The sequence below is a fragment of the Planotetraspora sp. A-T 1434 genome, assembly GCF_025420585.1.
Lineage (GTDB): Bacteria > Actinomycetota > Actinomycetes > Streptosporangiales > Streptosporangiaceae > JAOEGB01.
Genome location: NZ_JAOEGB010000003.1, coordinates 301,160 through 321,149 on the forward strand (window position 1 = coordinate 301,160; position 19,990 = coordinate 321,149).

16 protein-coding genes are annotated in these 19,990 nt (G+C 71.6%); 12 read left to right on the forward strand and 4 right to left on the reverse strand.

Annotated features, from left to right (window positions below; genetic code table 11):
• Both N5079_RS06545 and N5079_RS06550 read left to right on the forward strand, forming a co-directional pair.
• On the forward strand, positions 1–549 hold the full coding sequence (locus N5079_RS06545; RefSeq protein WP_261582601.1) for a phosphoribosylanthranilate isomerase: 549 nt from the start codon (positions 1–3) through the stop codon (positions 547–549).
• Positions 550–590: 41 nt separating this feature from the next.
• A complete protein-coding gene (locus N5079_RS06550; protein ID WP_261582603.1) occupies positions 591–2,963 on the forward strand; it encodes a transketolase-like TK C-terminal-containing protein in 2,373 nt (790 codons plus the stop codon).
• Positions 2,964–2,985: 22 nt separating this feature from the next.
• Here N5079_RS06550 and N5079_RS06555 read toward each other — a convergent pair whose 3' ends face one another.
• The 3 genes from N5079_RS06555 to N5079_RS06565 all read right to left on the reverse strand — a co-directional run bounded on the left by N5079_RS06555 (position 2,986) and on the right by N5079_RS06565 (position 5,247).
• The gene (locus tag N5079_RS06555; RefSeq protein WP_261582605.1) at positions 2,986–3,423 is read right to left on the reverse strand and encodes a DoxX family protein; all 438 of its coding nucleotides are present in this window, start codon (positions 3,421–3,423) and stop codon (positions 2,986–2,988) included.
• A 128-nt stretch (positions 3,424–3,551) separates the two neighbouring features.
• Complete coding sequence (locus N5079_RS06560) at positions 3,552–4,826, reverse strand: RNA polymerase sigma factor (protein ID WP_261582606.1); 1,275 nt, start codon at positions 4,824–4,826, stop codon at positions 3,552–3,554.
• Positions 4,827–4,890: 64 nt separating this feature from the next.
• Entirely contained in the window at positions 4,891–5,247 is a 357-nt protein-coding gene (locus N5079_RS06565) for a YciI family protein (RefSeq protein WP_261582607.1), read from the reverse strand.
• A gap of 160 nt (positions 5,248–5,407) precedes the next feature.
• On the opposite strand from N5079_RS06565, the gene N5079_RS06570 reads away from it, so the two are divergent.
• Entirely contained in the window at positions 5,408–6,445 is a 1,038-nt protein-coding gene (locus tag N5079_RS06570) for a gamma carbonic anhydrase family protein (RefSeq protein ID WP_261582608.1), read from the forward strand.
• Between the two features lie 13 nt (positions 6,446–6,458).
• Here N5079_RS06570 and N5079_RS06575 read toward each other — a convergent pair whose 3' ends face one another.
• Positions 6,459–9,425, reverse strand: a complete 2,967-nt coding sequence (locus tag N5079_RS06575; protein WP_261582609.1) for an AfsR/SARP family transcriptional regulator — start codon at positions 9,423–9,425, stop codon at positions 6,459–6,461.
• A gap of 375 nt (positions 9,426–9,800) precedes the next feature.
• On the opposite strand from N5079_RS06575, the gene N5079_RS06580 reads away from it, so the two are divergent.
• From N5079_RS06580 to N5079_RS06620, 9 genes are all read left to right on the forward strand, one after another.
• Positions 9,801–11,240: an aspartate aminotransferase family protein gene (locus tag N5079_RS06580; RefSeq protein ID WP_261582610.1), complete on the forward strand. Its 1,440-nt coding sequence runs from the start codon at positions 9,801–9,803 to the stop codon at positions 11,238–11,240.
• The gene (locus N5079_RS06585; RefSeq protein ID WP_261582612.1) at positions 11,222–12,256 is read left to right on the forward strand and encodes an NAD-dependent epimerase/dehydratase family protein; all 1,035 of its coding nucleotides are present in this window, start codon (positions 11,222–11,224) and stop codon (positions 12,254–12,256) included. The genes N5079_RS06580 and N5079_RS06585 overlap by 19 nt, the downstream gene beginning before the upstream one ends.
• Before the next feature lie 12 nt (positions 12,257–12,268).
• On the forward strand, positions 12,269–13,252 hold the full coding sequence (locus N5079_RS06590; protein WP_261582614.1) for a UbiA prenyltransferase family protein: 984 nt from the start codon (positions 12,269–12,271) through the stop codon (positions 13,250–13,252).
• 80 nt (positions 13,253–13,332) lie between these two features.
• Positions 13,333–14,406 carry a glycosyltransferase gene (locus N5079_RS06595; protein WP_261582616.1) on the forward strand — a complete coding sequence of 358 codons (1,074 nt, stop codon included), beginning with the start codon at positions 13,333–13,335 and terminating at the stop codon, positions 14,404–14,406.
• Entirely contained in the window at positions 14,403–15,431 is a 1,029-nt protein-coding gene (locus N5079_RS06600; RefSeq protein WP_261582617.1) for a glycosyltransferase family 2 protein, read from the forward strand. Before N5079_RS06595 ends, N5079_RS06600 begins: the two co-directional genes overlap by 4 nt.
• A complete protein-coding gene (locus N5079_RS06605) occupies positions 15,428–16,432 on the forward strand; it encodes a hypothetical protein (protein WP_261582619.1) in 1,005 nt (334 codons plus the stop codon). Before N5079_RS06600 ends, N5079_RS06605 begins: the two co-directional genes overlap by 4 nt.
• Positions 16,429–17,772 (forward strand): endonuclease/exonuclease/phosphatase family protein, encoded by a 1,344-nt coding sequence (locus N5079_RS06610; protein ID WP_261582620.1) that lies wholly within the window; start codon positions 16,429–16,431, stop codon positions 17,770–17,772. The genes N5079_RS06605 and N5079_RS06610 overlap by 4 nt, the downstream gene beginning before the upstream one ends.
• A gap of 26 nt (positions 17,773–17,798) precedes the next feature.
• Positions 17,799–18,830 carry a glycosyltransferase family 2 protein gene (locus tag N5079_RS06615; protein ID WP_261582622.1) on the forward strand — a complete coding sequence of 344 codons (1,032 nt, stop codon included), beginning with the start codon at positions 17,799–17,801 and terminating at the stop codon, positions 18,828–18,830.
• Between the two features lie 4 nt (positions 18,831–18,834).
• Positions 18,835–19,935 carry an endonuclease/exonuclease/phosphatase family protein gene (locus tag N5079_RS06620; protein WP_261582624.1) on the forward strand — a complete coding sequence of 367 codons (1,101 nt, stop codon included), beginning with the start codon at positions 18,835–18,837 and terminating at the stop codon, positions 19,933–19,935.
• Positions 19,936–19,990: the final 55 nt, after the last annotated feature.

Here is a 19,990-nt window from a genome sequence, read left to right on the forward strand (position 1 = left end):
GTGGCCGCCCTGCGCGGTCACGCCTCCAGCGTCGCCCTGTCCGTCGAGGAGGATCTGGACGACATCGTCCACATGGTCGAGACCGTCCAGCCGGACGTGCTGCACCTGTGCGGAGACATCGAGAGGGTGCCCCCCGACGCGGTCGCCCATCTGCGCGACCGGCTCCCCGGCGTACAGATCATGCAGGCCGTCCCGGTCACCGGCCCGGAGTCCGTGGAGGTCGCGCTGGCCTTCGCCCCGCATTGCGACCTGCTGCTGCTCGACTCCGACGCGCCCGAGATCGACGGCATCGGCGCGACCGGCCACACCCACGACTGGAACGTCAGCAGGGCCATCGTCGAGGCCGTGGAGCTCCCCGTGATCCTGGCGGGCGGGCTGAGCCCGGACAACGTGGCCGAGGCGATCGAGCGCGTCAGACCGTGGGGCGTAGACTCCCTCAGCCACACCAATCGCCGGAACGCCGACGGCGGCTTCAGCAAGGACCTGGAGCTGGTCGAGCGCTTCGTCGCCGCCGCGCGCGCCGCCTCCGCGGTCCCGGCCGCCGACTGACCGACAATCCCCCCACACACCTCTTGCCAGGGAGGACAGGCATGCACGACCACGGCCAACGGCCCGACCCAGAGATCCTCGACGAGATCCAGCGGCGGGTGCTGTGGCTGGCGACGCGCATCATCGACGCCGCCAACCACGACCGGGACACGGCCGACGGGGTCAAGGTCGGCGGGCACCAGGCGTCGAGCGCCTCCCTCGTGACCGTGATGACGGCCCTGTGGTTCGCCCACCTGCGGGCGGCGGACCGGGTCAGCGTCAAGCCGCACGCCTCCCCGGTGTTCCACGCCGTGCAGTATCTGCTGGGCAACCTGGACAAGTCCTACCTGTCCACGCTGCGGGCACGCGGCGGCCTGCAGTCCTACCCCAGCCGCACGAAGGATCCGGACGAGGTCGACTTCTCCACCGGCTCGGTCGGGCTCGGCGCGGCGGCGCCACTGTTCGCCGCGGTGACCCGCCGCTACGTGGACGCGCACTTCGGGGCGCGGCCCGCCAGCCGGTTCGTGGCGCTAATCGGGGACGCCGAGCTCGACGAGGGCAACGTGTGGGAGGCGGTCGCCGACCCGGCCACCAAGGGGCTGGGCAACGTGCTGTGGATCGTCGACTTCAACCGCCAGTCGCTCGACCGGGTCGTCCCCGGTGTGCGGATCACGCAGTGGCGCGGGCAGTTCGAGGCGGCCGGCTGGCACGTCGCCGAGGTCAAGTACGGCCGGCGGCTGCAGGTGGCGTTCGCCCGGCCGGGCGGGGAGGCGCTGCGGGCATGGATCGACGCGATGCCCAACGAGCAGTACCAGTCGGTGTTCGGGCTGGCCGGCGAGTCCTTGCGGGACCGGTTCCTGGAGGGGGCGCCGACGGAGGTCAAGGCGTTCTGCGAGGAGATCGGCGACGATGAGCTCGGGTCACTGGTCACCGACCTCGGCGGCCACGACTTCGACGCCGTTCTGGCCGCCCTCGCCGAGTGCGACGCGGTGACCGACCGCCCCAGCGTGCTGTTCGCGTACACGGTCAAGGGGTGGGGCCTGCCGATCGCGGGCAACCCGCGCAACCACTCGGCGCTGATGAGCACCGCCCAGGTCGACGCCATGCGGGACGCGCTGGGGCTGACCCGGGACGACGAGTGGGACCGGCTCGACCCGCTGACCCCGGCGGGAGCGTGGGCCGCGGCCCGCCGCGAGGCGCTGACCCGGCCGGCCCGGTCCCCCCAGCTTCCGCTCGCCGTGCCGGAGTCCACCGGGATCCGCTCGACCCGGCCGGTCTCCACCCAGGAAATCTTCGGACGGGTGATCGTCGACCTGTCCCGCGACAAGGAGGTGGGCCGGCACCTGGTGACGACCGCCCCCGACGTGGCCACCTCGACGAACCTCGCCGGGTTCATCAACAGAGCCGGGGTCTTCGCGCCGGGCGAGCACCGGAGCTGGCACGAGGACCCGCTGCTGCGCTGGACCGAGGGCCCCGGCGGGCACCACATCGAGCTGGGCATCAGCGAGATGAACCTGTTCCTGCTGCTCGGGCAGCTCGGCCTGGCCTGGGACCTGTCGGAGCAGCCGCTGCTGCCGGTCGGGACGGTCTACGACCCGTTCGTCTGCCGGGGGCTGGACGCCTTCATTTACGGCACCTACTCCGGGTCCCGGTTCGTCGTCGCGGGCACCCCGTCCGGGGTCACGCTGGCCCCGGAGGGCGGGGCCCACCAGTCCACCATCACCGCCTCGATCGGGGTGGAGCTGCCCGGGGTCACCTTCTGCGAGCCGGCCTACGCCGTGGCCCTCGACTGGCTGCTGTGCGACGCGCTGGGCCGCATCGCCGCCGGCCCCACCGCGGCGGCCACCGCGGCGCCGTACGACGACGGGTCCTACTACTTCCGGCTCACGACCCGGCCGGTGGACCAGGCCCCGTTCGAGGCGGCCCGGGCCCGGCTCGGCGACGCCGTGCTGCGGCGGCAGGTCCTGGCCGGGGCCTACCGCCTCGTCGACGCCGGTGAGCTCGCCGCCACCGGAGCCCCGGCCGTGCAGCTCGTCGGCAGCGGGGCGGTGCTGCCCGAGGTCCTCGCGGCCGCGGCCGAGCTGGCCGACGAGGGCATCGCCGCGCACGTCATCGACGTCACGTCCCTGGACCGGCTCTACACCGCCTGGCAGCGCACCCTGCGCCAGGGGGTGCGCACCGCCACGACCCCCAGCGTGCCGGGCGCCCTGCGCGCCGCGTTCGGCGAGCGAGGCGGCCGGGCTCCCGTGGTGACGGTCCACGACGCGGCCTCGCACGCCATGGCGTGGCTGGGGTCCGCTCTCGGCGTGCCCGCCGTGCCTCTCGGCGTCGACGCGTTCGGCCAGTCCGGCACCGTGCGAGACCTCTACGAGCTCCACGACCTGCTGCCCGGGTCCATCGTCAACGCCGCCCTCGCCGCGCTCTCCATGGTCTGACCCTCGGCGACCGGCCGGGAAGTCAGGGCCGCAGGGAGCGGGCCAGGTCCCGGGTCTGCTCCCTGCGGTCCCACGCGACGAGCGCGAACACGATCGCCAGGCCGGCCGGGAACAGCGCCCAGGCGGGGTCCAGCACCAGAATCTGGGTCAGCGCCGCGCCCGCCATCAGGCCGATGAGACCCGTGGCGGCGGCTCCGGCCAGCCGGGGAATGAGCAGGCCGATCGCGCCGGTCAGCTCGACGACGCCGGTCACGTAGCGGAACCACTGTCCCCAGCCGATCAGGGTGAAGGTCTCCACCGCGTCCTTCTGACCGGCGAACTTGGGCAGCGCGGACCCCGCGATCAGGAACAGCGCGATGAGGGCCTGGAGGCCCCACAGAACCCTGCGGAGCACCCGCCGGCGCGCGGCGGCAGGGGCGGGGGCAGGGGAGGTGGCGGGGAGGGCGTGTGCGGCGGTCATGAGCGGGGTCCTTCCATCTCGTCTTGCTCTCTGACCACGCGTCGTACGGCCGGACCGCCGATCGACACCGCCGGCGAACTTTTCTCAAAGAATTTTCCGCGGACTCCTCGGACGAACGTCCGCCCAGTTCAGGGGCGTGCGCAGGCGGCCGCGCGGTCCAGCAGCAGGGTGCGCTCCGAGGCGTTCTGGGTGAGGGACGCCGCACGTTCGAACTCGGCGCGGGCCTCCTCGTGACGGCCGAGCCTGGCGAGCAGGTCGCCGCGCACCGAGGGCAGAAGGTGGTAGCCCTTCAACGACGGCTCCTCGATGAGCGCGTCGACGAGGTCCAGCCCGCGCTGCGGGCCGTACGCCATCCCCAGCGCGACCGCGCGGTTGAGCTCGACGACCGGCGAGGGGCTGAGCCGTACGAGCACCTCGTAGAGGGCGGCGATGCGCGCCCAGTCGGTCTCCTCGGCGGTGCGGGCCTGTGCGTGACAGGCGGCGATCGCGGCCTGCAGCACGTAAGGGCCGGGCGGCGCGCCGAGCTTCTCCGCGCGCAGCAGCGCCGCGAAGCCGCGCCGGATCAGCAGTTGGTCCCAGTGGGCGCGGTTCTGGTCGCGAAGCTGGACGGGCTCGCCGGACGGGCCGGTGCGCGCCCGGGCGCGCGAAGCCTGGATCTCCATCAGCGCGACGAGCCCGTGGACCTCGGGCTCCCGAGGGGCGAGCTCGGCCAGGATGCGGCCGAGACGCAGTGCCTCCTGGCAGAGGTCCATGCGGATCCAGGCCGTGCCGGTCGTCGCGGCATATCCCTCGTTGAAGATCAGATAGATGACCTCCAGGACGGAGGCCAGCCGTCCGGCGCGCTCGGCGCCCTCGGGCACCTCGAAGGGCACGCCCGCCTCGGCGAGCGTGCGCTTGGCGCGGACGATCCGCTGCGCGATCGTCGGCTCCGCGACCAGGAACGCCCGCGCGATCTCCTCGGTCGTCAGGCCGCCGAGGAGTCGCAGCGTGAGCGCGACGCGGGCCGGCGTGGACAGGACGGGGTGGCAGGCGGTGAACACCAACCGGAGGAGATCGTCCTCGATGGGCTCCTCTTCGAGGGCCGCGTCGAACTCCGGCGCCGGGTCCTCGGTCTCCAGCCCGTGCCCGATCTCTTCGAGCTTCCGCTCCAGCGTCTGCCGGCGGCGCAGCCGGTCGATGGCCCGGCGCTTGGCGATGGCCATGAGCCAGGCGCCCGGATTGTCCGGCACGCCTGACTCCGGCCACTGTTCGAGCGCCGCCACCAGGGCGTCCTGCGCGAGCTCCTCGGCGAGGCCGATGTCGTTCACCATCCGCGCGACGCCGGCGATGATCCGGGCCGACTCGATCCGCCAGACCGCGTCGATCGCCCGATGGGTATCGGAGTGGGTCTGTGAAGCCGTCACCCGGACGATGAGAACACTCGCCGCACCGCAGACGCAAGCCGTACCGGCCGCGAGCGGGCCGGAGTCACTGGCCGGGCATCGGCTCCCCGGGGCCGAACACCTGCTGGATGACACCCTGGCCGTCACCGATGATCTGCCAGAACCGCTTGGACAGCTCGATCGCCTCCTCCTTGCTGCGCGCCTCGATCAGCGCGAAGCCGACGACGGCCTCCTTGGCCTCGGTGTACGGACCGTCCGTCACGGTGATCTTGCCGCCGGAGGACCTGATGTGGGTGGCCCGGGGGTCGAGACCACCGGTGGCCAGCAGCACCCCGGCCCTGCTCATCTCCTCGATGAACCGTCCCATCTCGGCGAACAGCTTCTCGTCCGGGGGGTTGCCCGCCGCCGAGCCGTCGTCCGTGGTCATCATGAGAAACCGCATGGGTGATCCTTCCTTCCAGCCGGGCTGGCCCCGGCTTCTGCTAACGCGTCGAACGATAGGCGGCCCGATCGACACGGCTCGTAGAAATTTCGCCCGGATGCCGCACATCTCCCGCCCAGTTATTGTTGATGCGCCAACAACCAGGGATGGAGGTGCCGTGATGAGCCTGAGCGAGCCGGCGTCGGGTGAGGCGCCCCAGGTCGCGGCGTCCGCCCGGATTCTCGGGCCGGTGGCATTGGGCGCGGGCACGATCCTGGCCCAGGGGGCCGTCGTACGGTCCCACGGCGCGGGCGACGTCGAGATCGGCCACCACTCCGCCGTCCTGGAGAACAGCACCGTGGTCGGCCGGCCCGGACAGCCCGTGCGGATCGGCCAGCGCACCGCCTTCGGGCACCGATGCCAGATCATCGGCGCGATCGTGGGCGACCTGTGCGAGATCGGCAACGGCACCATCCTGATGCCGGGCGCCCGGCTGGGCAGCGGCGTCATCACCGCCGAGGGCACGGTGGTGCCGCCCGGCACCGTCGTGGCCGACGACACCGTGCTCGTCGGCCGGCCGGCCCACGTGCTGCGCACGGCGACCGACGCCGACCGCGCCCGGATCGCCGCACTGCGCGACCACGAAATCGACCTGATCGACCACCCGTTAAGCCACGTCCACGGCCGAATCGGCGCAGGAGGCACCATGGGCACGCTCTACAGCTACCGTGACAAGCGGCCACAGGTCGCGGGCAGCGCCGTGCTGTTCGACTCGGCGGAGGTCACCGGTGACGTCACCATCGGCGAGGAGACCGTCATCGGCGCGGGCGTGAAGATCATCGGCGACTCCCACGGCCCGGTCCGCATCGGCGCCCGCGTGCAGATCCTGGAGAACACGGTCCTCCACCTGCTGCCGGACAACGAACTGCTGGTCGGCGACGACGTCACGATCGGGCCCGGCGCGATGATCCACGGGTGCCGCCTCGGCGCGGGCACCGTGGTCGAGCCGGGCGCGATCGTCTGCGACAACGCGTCGGTCGGCGCCGGATCCGTCGTGCGCGCCGGGACGTGTGTCGTGCAACGCCAGGAGATCCCGCCCCTCAGCGTCGTTTCCGGCTTCCCGGCGCACGTCATCGGCACGCTGGACGCGCCGCCGCCGCGCCCGGCGTGGGCCCTGCCCCTCGGCGAACTGCACACGATCGCCGTCATCGAGCGCTGAGGCGCGTCATCGGTCACTGGAGCTGCTCGGAGTAGGTGTCGTCGAGGTGGGCGTAGATCTCCTCGGCGCTGGTGTCCTCCGCTTCGGGGACACCGAGTCCGGTGAGGATGTCCAGGGCTCGCTGCCACTGCTTGCGGGCCTTCTCGTGCCGGCCGAGGTCGCGGTGCGCGCGGGCCAGGCCGTGCAGAGCGCGCGCCTGGTCTGCGGGGTGACCGAGGTCGCGGGCGATGTCGAGGGCGGCCTGGTGGTGGGTGAGCGCCTCATCGGGATGGCCGGTGGCCTGGTGGATTCGGCCCAGGCCGTACAGCCCCTCGAACTGTGAGTTACGGTCGCCAATCTGCCGGGCGATCGTCAGCGTGCGCTGGTAGTAGTCGGTCGCCGGCCGGTGCTCGCCCCGCACGAGGTGGGTGAAGCCGAGGCCCGTCAGCGCGCGGAGCTCCCCGACGCTGTTGCCGGTGGCGCGGGCGATCCGCAGCGCCCGCTCGAAGTGGTCGGCCGCCTCGCCGTACCTCCTCTTGTGGCGGTGGACGCGCCCCAGGCCGCACAGCGCGTTGAGCTCCCCGTCACGATTGCCGGTGGCGTGCGCGATCTGCAGCGCCCGCTGGAAATACTCGGCGGCGCGGCCGAAATGGCCCTGTGCCCGGCGGACGTGGCCGAGGCCGCAGAGCGCGGTGATCTCGCCCTCGCGGTCCAGGGTGGCGTGGGCGATGTCCAGCGCCCGGTCGAAATACTGCGCCGCCGGGGAGAACTGGCCGAGCGTGATGTGGACGTCACCCAGGCCGCACAGCGCGGCCACTTCGCGGGCGCGGTTGCCGAGGGCGCGGGCGGCGTGCAGGGCGTTGCTGTGCAGGGTGCGGACGTAGGTGTAGTGGGCCCCGGTGTGCAGGTGGCGGTGCAGGGTGGCCGACAGATGCAGAGCGTGCGCGGGCCAGCCGTGCCTGGCGGCGTGGACGGCGGTGGCAAGCAGGTTGGTCAGCTCGGCGTCGAGCCATTCCACCGCGCGGACCTGGTCGCCGAGGAGGGGGATGAGGCCGCCCGGCTGCCGGACCCTGGGAGGATGGCCGGCCGCCTCGTAGGGATGGGCGATCTCCATGGCGGCCGAGGCCGTCTGTATGTAGTGGTCGAACAGGCGGGTCAGCGCCGTCCGCCGGTCGCCGTCGGTGTCCTCGTCGGCGAGGGTCGCGGTGGCGTGTGTGCGCAGCAGGTCATGGAAGCGGTAGCGGCCGGGAACGGGCTCCTGCAGCAGATGGGCGTCGACCAGATCGTCGAGCAAGCGGCTGGCGTGCTGAAGGGTGGTGCCGGCGAGCGCGGCGGCCGCGTACCGCTCGAAGTCGGATCCCGGGTGGAGGCCCAGCAGCCGGTACATGTCCTGCCGCTCCGGGCTGAGGTGGTGGTAGGACAGGTCCATGGTGGCCGTGACGCTGAGCCGGCCGACCTCCAGCTCGCCGAGCCGGTGCCGGTGGTCGCGCAACCGGTGGGCGAGGTGGGCGAGCGTCCAGCCGGGCCGGGCCCTCAGGCGGGCCCCCGCGATGCGGATGGCCAGCGGCAGCCGGCCGCAGAGTTCGACGATCTCGGTCAGCAGTCCGGGCGGCTGGCCGGCGAGGCGCTGCTCGCCGGCCGTGCGGCTGAAGAGGTCGAGCGCGTCGGCGCGCGGAAGGACGTCCAGCGAGAGCGGCCGGACGTCCTCCAGGCCGGTCAGGCGTCTCCGGCTGGTGATCAGCACCAGTGAGCCGGGCGCGCCGGGCAGCAGGGGTCTCACCTGGGCCTCCTCGGCCGCGTTGTCGAGCAGGATGAGCACCCGCCGGCCCGCCAGCCGGCTGCGGTACAGCGCGGCGCGAGCGTCGAGCTCGTGCGGGATCTGCTCGCCGGGCACGCCGAGGGCGCGCAGCAACTGGTCGAGGGCGTCGACCGGATCGACCGGCGACACCCCCTCCGTGAACCCGTGCAGATCGACGAACAGCTGCCCGTCGGCGAACCGGTCGGCCAGCCGATGCGCGGCGTGCACGGCGAGGGCGGTCTTCCCGATTCCGGCCATGCCGTCGATGGCGCTGATCACCGGCGCCTCGGACCGGTCCGCCGGCTCCGCCTTCACTGCCTGATCCGCGAGGGCGCGTAGGTACGCCAGCTCCACGACCCTGCCGGTGAAGCTGCCGATGTCCCGGGGCAGTTGCCTGGGCACCACCGGCGGACCGGGATGGACGCCACCGACGCCCGCGGGCGGGGCCAGGTCGGCGTGGCCGTTGAGGATCTGGCGGTGGAGCCGCTGCAACGGCGGGCTGGGCTCGATGCCGAGCTCCTGCACCAGGTGGCGGCGCAGGTCCCGGTACGCCCGCAGTGCCTCCGCCTGACGGCCGGAGCGGTACAGCGCGAGCATCCACTGGGCCTGCAGCCGCTCCCGCAGCGGCTGCTCGGCCACCAGCGCGCCCAGCTCGGCCAGCACGTCGCCGTGGTGGCCGAGCGCCAGCTGGGACTCGATCCAGGTCTCCTGCGCGGCGAGCCTGCGCTCCTCCAGGCGGATGAGCTCGACGCCCAGCCGGGAGTCCAGCGCGACGTCCTCGAACGGCCGCCCGCGCCACAGGGCGAGCGCCCGCCGTAATCGTTCGGCGGCCAGCAGCGGCTGGCCGTCGGTCAGGGCCTGCTGTCCCTGAGCGGCGAGCTCCTCGAAGGTCAGCAGATCGAGGTCGGCCGGGGAGACCCGCAGCTGGTAGCCGCTGGGCACGGTGGACAGGAGTGGGGGGTCGGTTCGGTCGGCGAGTCCGAGGACCTGCCGGAGCGTGGACACGTACGTCCGCAGCGCGACCGCTGCCGTACGCGGTGGCCGCTGCGGCCACAGGGCGTCGACCAGGCGGTCGGCGCTCACGGGCCGGTTGACGTTGAGGAGCAACACCGCCAGGAGAGCGCGCTGTTTGGCCGCGCCCAGCCGGACGAGGCGGTGACTGTCGGAGCGGACTTCAAGGGTGCCAAGGACACGAAACCGCATGGCCCGGAAATATCACACATTGTTCGCATATCGGGGTAGTGCACATTTAGGACTCCCCAACGATTGGCGACGTGACCCGAAATCCTCTCCTTAATTGATTGGGAACGTCCGCAACCAGGGTTTGCGGACGCATCCCAGGATGCGCCGGCCCGCCATAACGTGCCTTCCATTTCCCCCGGTTGACGCTCTCTCGGATGGTGAGACGGCCTCCGTCCGCCATGGAAGCTCGCCCGATGCGCGGTCGTCCGTACGGCCCGGCGTTCATGTCAAGCCGTGCCTTTACCGGCACTTGACGACCCGGCCGCATCGTGACGGAGGAGGCGAGAGCCCCCACCACCCAATCGATCGTCCGATGGCAGGGAAGGGAGAGTGCGCATGTCCGAACTGATCAGCCTCGACGAATGCGAGCGGCTCACCGCGAAACACGTCCACGATCTGTACCGCCAGTATGTCAGTCGCAGCCAGGTCTCGCTCATGACGTCCTTCGGGTTCGGCCGGGAGCTCGTGGAGCGCGCGGAGGGAGCCTGGCTGTGGACGCGCGACGGCCGGCGAATCCTCGACTTCACCGGCGGGGTCGGCGTGCTGAATCACGGCCACAACCATCCGCGAATTCTGGCCGCCCGAAAGAGGTTTCAGGACGAGAAAAGGATGGAGGTGCACAAGACATATTTCTCGCCCTACGTGGCGACGCTCGGCCACAACCTCGCCCAGCTCCTGCCCGGCGACCTCAGCATGTCGTTCTTTCCCAATTCCGGCGCCGAGGCGGTCGAGGGCGCCGTCAAGATGGCCTACAAATACCACGGCGGCCGCAGGCAGCGGATCCTGCGCTCCGACATCGCCTTCCACGGAAAGCTGCTCGGCTCCGGAAGCCTCACCGGCACGCAGGAGCGATTCAGCTTTCCGGGGATTCCCGGCGTGGTCACCTACCCCTACGGCGACCTCGACGCCGTGCGCGCCGCCGTGGCCGGGGCCCGCACCCGCGACGGCGGCTGTGACCTGTACGCGATCCTCGTCGAGCCGTTCAGCGCGTCGACCATGCGCTTCTGCTCCGAGGAGTTCCTCCGCGGGCTGCGCGAACTCTGCGACACAGAAGGGATCGTGCTGATCTTCGACGAGATCTACACAGGGTGGGGAAAGACCGGGAGCCTCTTCTATTTCATGCGCTATCCCGGTCTCGTTCCGGACATCCTCACCACGTCGAAGTCGTTCGGCGGCGGCAAGTCGTCGATCTCGGCGTTCATCGCCAGGGAGCCGGTCTTCCGCAAGGCCTACGACAACCTCACCGACTCCCTGCTGCAGGCCACGAGCACGACCTACTACGGCTTCGGCGAGGAGACCGCCACCGCGATCGAGGCGGTGAACATCGCCGTCGAGGACGACTACCCGAGACGCGCGCGGGAGATCGAACGGATCATGGCGCCCGGCCTGGAGCGGATCCGCAAGGAGCACTCCGACACGGTGGCCGGCGTGCGCGGCGCGGGCGCGCTGTACGGCATCTTCCTGGACGGCGGGCCGAAGATCCTCGACCTCGCCGCGAAGATCGCGCCCGTGGGCCTGGCCCGCGATCCGCACTTCCGGATCAAGCTGATCACCTGCTCGGTCATCGACGCGCTCTACCGCGACCACGGCATCTACACCTACTACACGCTCAACGGCGACAACCCGCTGGTGGCCGCGCCGCCGCTGGTCGTCGAGCCGGCGGATGTCGAGTACTTCCTCGACAGCCTGGGCCAGACCCTGTCGCAGGGCCTGCCGCGACTGCTGACCAGGTTCGTCAGGGAGAAGGTGGCGCCGCGATGGCCGTCCGGATCGTAGTAACCGGCAGCTCCGGGATGCTCGGGGCCACCCTGGTCCAGCGGCTCGCCGGGGACGGGCACGACGTCCTCGGCGTGGACCTGCGCCCCCGGCCCGGCCAGAGCCCCGACGCGCGGTACGCCACCGGCGACATCCGCGACACCCCGCTGATGACCGACCTCATGACCGGCGCCGACGCCGTGGTGCACTGCGCGGCGGCGCTGCCGAGCTACCCGGCCGACGAGATCCGCGCCGTCATCGTCGACGGCACGCGCAGCGTCCTGCAGGCCGCGCACCGGGCCGGCGTGCCACGCGCCGTGCACATCTCCTCCACCGCCGTGTACGGCCTGCCGACGCTGGTGCCCACGCCTGAGGACCATCCCCGGGAGCCGGTCGACCACTACAGCCGGGCCAAGGCGGCGGCCGAGGAGGTGGCGGAGAAGTACCGCGCCGAGGGCATGTGCGTGCCGATCCTGCGGCCGAAGACCTTCCTCGGTCCGGGCCGCATGGGCCTGTTCTCGATGCTCTTCGAGTGGGCGGAACAGGGCCGCAACTTCCCGATGCTGGGGCGCGGCGACGTCCGCATCCAGATGCTCGCCATCGACGACCTGGTCGACGCCGTCGTGCGCGCGCTCACCGCCCCGGAGAGCGTGGCCGGCGACACCTACAACATCGGGGCGGCGGACTTCGGCACGCTGCGGGACGACTTCCAGGCGGTCCTCGACGCGGCCGGCCACGGCAAGCGCGTGGTGCCGCTGCCGGCCAGGCCCACCGTGGCGGTCCTGCGGCTGCTGGGGAAGACGGGTCTCTCACCGGTGTACGAGCGCCTGATCTTCAAGCTGCTCGCGGACTCCTACGTCAGCATCGACAAGGCGCGCGACCGGCTCGGCTTCGAGCCGCGCCTGTCGAACCAGGACGCGATCCTGCGCACCTACCAGTGGTGGCGGGAGAACCCCGCGCCGCCCTCATCTGGCGGCCGGACCAGCCGCGACGCGTGGCGGCAGGGCGCCCTGTCGCTCGTGAGAGTCCTCTTCTGATCGGAGGTGCACATGCGGGTCATCGAGCCTCCCTTCAACGCGGAACCGGAAAGCACGGCGGAAAGCGCGGTCGAGAAGCCGGCGAGTGCCCGGCCGCGCACGGTCGCCGCCCTCGTCGCCCTCATCCGGCCGCTCCACTCGGCCAAGAGCCTGCTCCTCGTCCCCATCGCGCTCGTGGACACCGGCGGCTGGACGCTCCCGGCGCTCGGCCGGATCGGCTGGGCCATCGCCGCGTTCGTCCTGGCCGGCGCCTGCGTCTACGTCGGCAACGACATCGTGGACCGGCACCGCGACCGTCTTCATCCCGTCAAGTGCCATCGGCCGATCGCCGCCGGCCACGTGCCGGTGCGGGTGGCGCTCGTCTACCTCGCCTTCCTGCTCGCCGTGCTCTGCGGGGTGATCGGCTTCGGTCCGGGCAGGCCGTACTGGCCGGTGCTGGCCTACCTCGTGCTCAACGTCGCCTACAGCCGGGTCCTCAAGCACATCCCGCTGATCGACGTCGGCGCGGTCGCCCTGGGCTTCGCGCTCCGCGTCATCCAGGGCTACCTCGCGATCGGCGAGCGGATCTCCGGCTGGCTGGTCGTCGCGGTGTTCTCGCTGTCGCTGCTGCTGGTCATCGGCAAGCGCCGCCAGGAGCTGGTGGAGAGCGGGCCGGCCCACCGGCCCGCACTACGCGGCTACTCGGTGGAGCTGGCCGACCACCTGCTCCAGCTCACCTGCGTGCTCAGCGCGATCGCCGGGCTGATCTACGTGCGCACCGAGGCGCCCCTCGGCCCGTACGGCCAGGCGGCGATGCTGCTGTCCACTCCTCTGGCCCTCTTCGCCCTGTTCCGCTATCTCAAGGTGGTGCTCGTGGACGGCGGCGGGGGCGATCCCGTGCGGGGGCTGCTGCGTGACCGTGGCATCGCCGCCACGGGCGTGGCGCTGGCGATCGTCCTCGGCGTGACGACCGTGCTCGCCCGGCACCCGGCGCTGGCCGCCGAGATCCTCCGATGAGGCGCCACGACGATGAACATGAGTGACACGACCATGAACGTGAGCGACACGACGATGAACGTGAGCGAAAGGTGACAGCCGTGTCCGGATCGTCCCCTCCAGTTTCGGTGCCTCTGGTGTCGGTCATCGTCCCGGTCCACAACGCCGAGAAGACGCTGCGCGCGTGTCTCCGATCGGCGCTGGGGCAGACCTACCCCCGGATCGAGGTGGTCGTCGTCGACGACGCCAGCACGGACGACTCCCGGGCCATCGCCGGGGAGTTGCCGTGCGCGCTGGTCGCCCAGCCGTACAACATGGGGGTGTCGGCGGCCCGCAACGCCGGGGCGGCGGCGAGCAGCGGCGAGATCCTGTTCTTCCTCGACTCCGACGTCGGCCTGGCCCCGGACGCGGTGGAGAACGCCGTGCGACTGCTCCGCCCGCCGCCACGATCGGACGACCCCGGGTCATCGGAGAGCACGTGGGGCTGCGTCTACGGCGTCTACGCCAAGGAGCCGCTCATCGACGACGGGCCCGTCGAGATCTATCGGACGCTGCGCATGCACCACGCCCTCGTCAGGGGGGCCGGCCCTACGAAGACCGCCATCTTCGCCCTGGCCGCCGTCCCCCGCGCGGTGTTCGAGGAGGTCGGGCCGTTCGACACCAGGCTGCGCAGCGCCGAGGACGACGAGTACAGCGAGCGTCTGCTGGTGCGGCACAACATCCTTCTCTCGGGTGAGGTCACCGGCCGGCACGACGAGGCCGACCGGCTCCTGCCCCTGCTCAGGGAGCAGTATCGGCGCTCGCAGTTCCTCCTCTTCTCCGCGCGGAACCGGCTGCGCCGCGACGCTCTGGTGATCAATCGCATGTCGGGCATCCTCACGACCGCGCTCACCATGGCGTCCGTCCCGGTCGCCCTCGTGTGGCCGCCGGCGCTGCCGCTCCCGGCCGTCTTCCTCGCCCTGTTCGCCGTCTCGGACCCGCCGCTGTCGCGGTTCGTGCTGCGGGAGAAGGGCCCCGCCTTCCTCGCGTACTTCACCGCCGTGCACTTCCTCTCGCACGCGGCGCAGCTCTGCGGGGCCGCCACGGGGTGGGTGCGCGCCACCCTCGACTCCTCCTTCGGGCCGTCCCATCGGGCGGCCCTCCACGCTCGCCCTCGAAAGGCCGGTGAATCATGACGTCGACCTCGGCACCCCTCGTGTCGGTCATCATCCCCAACTACAACTACGGGGACGTGCTCAAGCTGTGCCTGGAGTCCGTCCTGGCACAGACGTACACCAACATCGAGATCATCTACGTGGACGACTGCAGCACCGACGACTCCGTGGAGGTCGCCCGGTCGCTGGGCGTGCGGGTCCTCAGCACGGGGCGCAACAGCGGGGTGTGCGTCGCCCGCAACCTCGGGGTGGAGCACGCGCGTGGCGACGTGCTCTTCTTCCTCGACTCCGACGTCGCGCTCGCCCCGGACGCGGTCGCCGAAGCGGTCCGGCTGCTCCAGTCGGACCCGAAGATCGGCGCGGTCTCCGGCAACTACGAGCCGATCCCGCTGCGGCGCGACAGCCTCGTCAAGGAGTACCGCACGCTCTACCGCCACTACTGGTACCTGGTCGCCGAGGGCCCCATCAAGGGCTTCCTCCCCGTCGCCATCATCGCCTTCCCGCGCGCGGTCTGGGACGAGGTCGGCCCGTGGACGGCCGAGCTCACCCAGTCGGAGGGCACCGACGTGGGCGAGCGGCTCGCCAGCAAGTGGGAGGTGCTGCTCACCTCGGCCGTGCGCGGCCGGCACGACGACGACGCCACGCTCCGCGTCGCCCTGCGCAAGGTCTTCACCCGCACCCGGGTGCACGTGCCGTTCTTCCTCCAGCGCCGGTACGCGCCTGGCGTGGTCACCTCGCCGGAGTCGCAGGCGAGCCTGGCCGCCGCGCTGACGGTCGCGACCCTGCCCGTGCCGTTGCTGACCGGGTCGGCCTGGGCGGCGGCGCTGCCGGTGCTGGCGTTCGCCGCCTATCTCGGCATCGACTGGCGGATGTACCGGTTCGTGTTCGCCAGCCGTACGGCCGCCTTCGGGCTGTTCTTCATCGGCGTGCACTTCCTGGTCAACGTGACCATCGCGCTGGGCGCGGGCATCGGGATCCTGCAGTGGCTCACCTCGCGGTCCTTCCGCCGCCTGTACGGCACGGGCCGGGAGAAGGCGCCCGCATGACCGCCGTCGAGCACGCCCAGCGGGCGGAGGGGCGCACGACCCGTCAGAGGGTGTTCGCGGCGCTGCGCCTGACCGCCTACGTGCTCGTGCTCGGGCTGCTCGGCTACCAGCTCTGGCGGGTGCGCCACGGGCTGGGCGACAGCCTGCGGCTCGTGGGCTGGGGCAACGCGTCGCTGGCGGTGGCGCTCGCCGCCGTCGGCGGGATGCCCGGCTTCTTCGGCTGGCGCATGCTGCTCGCCGGGCTCGGCACCCGGTTGCCGCTGCCGGCGGCGATCCGGGTGTTCTTCCTCGCGGGTGTCACCCGCTACCTTCCGGGCGGCGTCTGGCCGGCGGTGGCGCACGCCGCGCTGGCCCGGCCGCTCGGCGAGCCGCCCGCCCGGCTGGCCGGGGCCTTCGTGGCCAGCCAGGGGCTGGGAGTGGTCGCGGGGCTCGTGGTCGGGCTCGTGGCCCTCCCCCGGCTCGTCGCGTCGAGCGCGATCTGGTGGGTGCTGCTGCCGCTCGTGGCCGCCGCGCTCGTGCCCCTGGCCGCGCCCCGGCTCCTGGCCTCGCTGCTCGGCGTCGCACAGCGGATCCTGCGGCGCGGCGAGGGCACGGCTCCCGCCCTGCCCGGCCGGCGCACCCTGCTCGGGGTCACCGGGCTGATGACGGTGGGCTGGCTGATCAGCGGCCTGCACGTCACGGTGCTCGCCGTCGCGCTGGGCGCGCCTCCCGCCGGGGCGATGACCATCGGGATCGGCGGCTTCGCCCTGTCGACCGTGGCCGGCATCTTCACCATCGTCATGCCGTCCGGCCTCGGGGCGCGCGAGGCCGTGCTCGGGCTCACGGTCGCCACCCTGCTCACCGGACCCGGCCTGATCACGCTGGTGGCCCTGAGCCGGGTGCTGATCACCGTGGCCGACATCGCCGGCACGGGGATCGCCCTGGGAGTGGTGGCGTGGTCCGGCCGGCGGCGCCCCCGTCCCTCGCCCCTCGCGGGCCCACAAGGAACGTCGCCGTCATGAGAGCGCACAGCGGCCCCCGGCGGCGCGAGATGGCGGCGGGCGCGATCCACGAACGCGGGCCTGGGCCGGCTCGGCGAGGCGCGAGCGTCCGGCGCTGGGCCGGGAGAGCCGCACTCGGCGTGCTGCTGGCCTGGGTGCTCCTCGCGCTCGTCAACTGGCTGACCGGCAGGTTCTGGTGGTGGGGCGGAGCCGTACCGCTCCTGCTGTTCTTCACCGGGCCCGTGGTGGTGCTCGGGTCGGTGCCGATGCTGGTGCTCATCCGGTCGTCGCTGCCCCGTCTGGAACGGGTGCTGATCAGCCTGTCGGTGGCGCTGACAGCGCTCACCGTCCTGCGTGCGCTGCTCTCGGGCCACACATGGCTGTGGGTCGTCCCGGATCTGATGGTGCCGCCCCTGCTGTACGCGGCGCTGCCGGTGGCGCTGCTCATGACCCTCCTGGTGCTGCGGCTGTCCCGGGTCAAGGTCACCCGGGCGACCCAGTGGTGGACGGTCCTGCCGACCGCGGCGGCCCTCGTCCTCACTCTCACCCCCGCCCTGGGCCTCGGTCAGGCCGGGCTGAACGCGCCGTGGAACGGGGGCGGGGACGGGCCCGCTCCCGCCGGTGCGCTGCACGTGGTCTCCTGGGACACCTACTGCTGGGACACCACCGATGACCCGGCCCGCTTCTTCCGCTATCTGCGGCGGTGGCGTGCCGACGTCTACCTGCTGCAGGAGCACGCGAAGTGCGCGCCGGGGGCGCAGGTGCCACTCGACGACGGCGCAGAACTGCGGCGCGAATTCCCCGGTTATCACTTCGCCACGGCCGAGGGCCTTCTCACCATCTCGCGCTTTCCTATCGTGAGCCAGACGCCGGTGGGAGCGAATCCGAACCCGTACGCGGCCAACTGGACGCACGCCGCCATGCGCACCGACGTGCGGACGGCCGGGCGCGTTCTCTCGATATACAACATGCATTTCTACGACATGCTCTATCTCAGCTCCAGCCCGCTGACGCCGGAGTTCTACCGCGCCATCGAAACGCTGGACGCCGAAAGGCGGATCCAGCTTCAGCGGCTCGTCGCCGACATCGACGCCAATCGCCATCCCGTGCTGGCGTCCGGAAATCTCAACATCCTGCCCGGCATGGGACTCGCGCGACGGCTCGATCACCTGAAGGACGCGAGCCGGGCCGGGGCTTCGCCCTATCCGGCCACGCTGACCTTCGCCGGCCTGCGCCTATGGAAGATGGACTGGACCCTCACCTCGCACGACGTGAACGTCCATCGCTATGACCTGCGCTCGCCGGAAGGCATGTCGAGCCACCACCTTCAGGACATGGTCGTATCGCTCGCCACCCAGTAGGCACCGATGGAAAGGGGAGGTAACACATGGAACCGCTTCGCCCGCTGGTCACCGTCATCGTTCCCAACTACAATCACGCGCGATTTCTGCCATTGTGCCTGCAGGCCATCAAGGAACAGACGTACTCCCCCATGGAAATCGTCGTGGTGGACGACCACAGCACCGACGAATCGGTGCGGATCGCGGAATCCATGGGGGTGAACGTGATACGGACTCCGGCCAACGGCGGCGCGGCGGTCGCCCGCAACACGGGGGCGGCCTGGGCGAGTGGCGACATATTGTTCTTCGTGGATTCCGACGTCGCGCTCGCGCCCGACGCGGTCGCCGTAGGCGTGGCGCTCCTCGAGAAGGACCCGAACCTCGGGGCCGCGTGCGGGATCGAGGATCCCGAGCCGCTGATCCGGTCCACCAGGGTCGAGGACTACCGCGCCCTCCAGCACCATTACTGGTCGATCGCGTCAGAGGGCGAGGTCTCCTTCCTGTGGTCGGCGATGTTCGCGATCCGGGCCGCCGTCTTCGCCGAGGTCGGGCCGTTCAACCCGCGACTGCGGCACACCGAGGAGGTCGACTACGGCCACCGGCTCAGCCGCCGGCACACCGTGCTGATCACCTCGGCCATCCACGGCCGGATGGGCCATGACCGCGAGCTCGGGACGCTGCTGCGCAAGCTCTTCCACCGGGGGCGCCTGCGCGTCCCCCTGTACGCGCGACGGCGGAGGTTCGCCCAGGGGTACGAGACGGCGTCACGGGCCTGGGGCTCCGTGGCGGCGCTCCTCGCGGTCGCCGCGCTGCCGGTGCCGCTGGTCTTCGGCCCCGTGGCGGCAGCCGTACCGGCGCTGCTGCTGGCCGCCTCGCTAGCGTGCGACGCGGGGATGTACCGGTTCGTGTTCTCCCGGCGGTGCCCGCTCTTCGGCGTGTTCTTCGCCGGCGTGCACTTCCTGGTGAACCTGGTCATCATCGCCGGGGTGGCCGCGGGAGCGGCGCAGTGGTTCCTCTCCGGCAGGTTCCGTGGGATCTACGACGCGGCGGCCCCCGCCGCGCTACCGGCCGGAGGCTGATCACTTGTCGAACGTCCTTGAGACCAGGGCGGCCCCCGCCGCCGAGCCCAGGGGCCGCGCGCGCCGGTGGCGGGGCCGCCTGGTCTTCACGGTGACGGCGGCGTGGCTGCTCTTCGTCGTCCTGCACCGCCTGCTGTCCGGCCGGTTCTGGCTGTGGCTGCTGCCCGACCTGGTGCCGCCGATCGTCTACCTGGCCGGTCCACTCCTGTTGCTGGCCGCCGCTCCCCTCGCGGGCCGGCTCCGGCGGTGGTGCGCGGTCCTGGCGGTCGTGTCCCTCGCCCTCGGCGCCGATCAAAGCGCCCTCAACCCCGCCGCGGTGACGGGTGCCGGGTCACCGGCTCCGCCCGGCGCTCTCCGCGTGGTGTCCTGGAACACCGAGTACTGGCACCAGGACGACGACCCCGGGCACTTCTACGGCTTCCTGAAGGCCCAGCACGCCGACGTCTACCTCCTGCAGGAATACCTGTCCTGGACGGACGACACCCCCCGGCAGGTCGACGACCTGGCCCGGCTGCGCCAGGAGTTCCCCGGCTACCGGATCGCGGTCGAGGGAGAGCTGGTCACGCTGTCGCGCTTTCCCATCGTGGCCAGCCCGCCGGTGGGACCCGCCAGAGCTCTCGGGCCGGGCGCTCCGTGGCTGTCGGCGTTCACGCTGGGCAAGGTGCTGCGGACGGACCTGCGGATCGGCACGTCCGTCCTGTCGCTGTACAACGTGCACATCCCCACGCAGTACATGCTGAACGAGAATCCGCTCACTCCGGCGTTCTACACGTTCCTGCAGGACCGGAACGCCGCCCGCAAGGCGCAGTTCGACGGCCTGGAGGCCGACGTCGGGGCCAACCGCAACCCGCTCCTCGTGGCCGGCGACTTCAACAGCACGTACGCCATGGGAGACATGGGATGGCTGTTCCACCGGCTGTCGAGCGCCAACCGGGCGGCTCACTCTCTCTACCCCGCCTCTTGGCCCGCCGGCGGCCCGGCCCTGTGGCAGCTCGACTGGACCTTCACCTCCTCGGCCAGGGTTCACGGCTACCGGCTCCTCGACCCGGAGGGCATGTCCGACCATCGCGCGCAGGGACTGGTCATATCGATCGGCGACACCTAGACGAGTTCCCATAGTTGCCGGCCGCTTTTTGAAGGGACCAAAAATCTGGCAATAG

Coding starts and splice junctions, on each gene's coding strand:
- N5079_RS06550 (WP_261582603.1), top strand. CDS start 591: ATGCACGACCACGGCCAACGGCCCGACCCAGAGATCCTCGACGAGATC.
- N5079_RS06600 (WP_261582617.1), top strand. CDS start 14,403: ATGACGTCGACCTCGGCACCCCTCGTGTCGGTCATCATCCCCAACTAC.
- N5079_RS06585 (WP_261582612.1), top strand. CDS start 11,222: ATGGCCGTCCGGATCGTAGTAACCGGCAGCTCCGGGATGCTCGGGGCC.
- N5079_RS06615 (WP_261582622.1), top strand. CDS start 17,799: ATGGAACCGCTTCGCCCGCTGGTCACCGTCATCGTTCCCAACTACAAT.
- N5079_RS06555 (WP_261582605.1), bottom strand. CDS start 3,423: ATGACCGCCGCACACGCCCTCCCCGCCACCTCCCCTGCCCCCGCCCCT.
- N5079_RS06590 (WP_261582614.1), top strand. CDS start 12,269: ATGCGGGTCATCGAGCCTCCCTTCAACGCGGAACCGGAAAGCACGGCG.
- N5079_RS06580 (WP_261582610.1), top strand. CDS start 9,801: ATGTCCGAACTGATCAGCCTCGACGAATGCGAGCGGCTCACCGCGAAA.
- N5079_RS06610 (WP_261582620.1), top strand. CDS start 16,429: ATGAGAGCGCACAGCGGCCCCCGGCGGCGCGAGATGGCGGCGGGCGCG.
- N5079_RS06575 (WP_261582609.1), bottom strand. CDS start 9,425: ATGCGGTTTCGTGTCCTTGGCACCCTTGAAGTCCGCTCCGACAGTCAC.
- N5079_RS06605 (WP_261582619.1), top strand. CDS start 15,428: ATGACCGCCGTCGAGCACGCCCAGCGGGCGGAGGGGCGCACGACCCGT.
- N5079_RS06565 (WP_261582607.1), bottom strand. CDS start 5,247: ATGCGGTTTCTCATGATGACCACGGACGACGGCTCGGCGGCGGGCAAC.
- N5079_RS06570 (WP_261582608.1), top strand. CDS start 5,408: ATGAGCCTGAGCGAGCCGGCGTCGGGTGAGGCGCCCCAGGTCGCGGCG.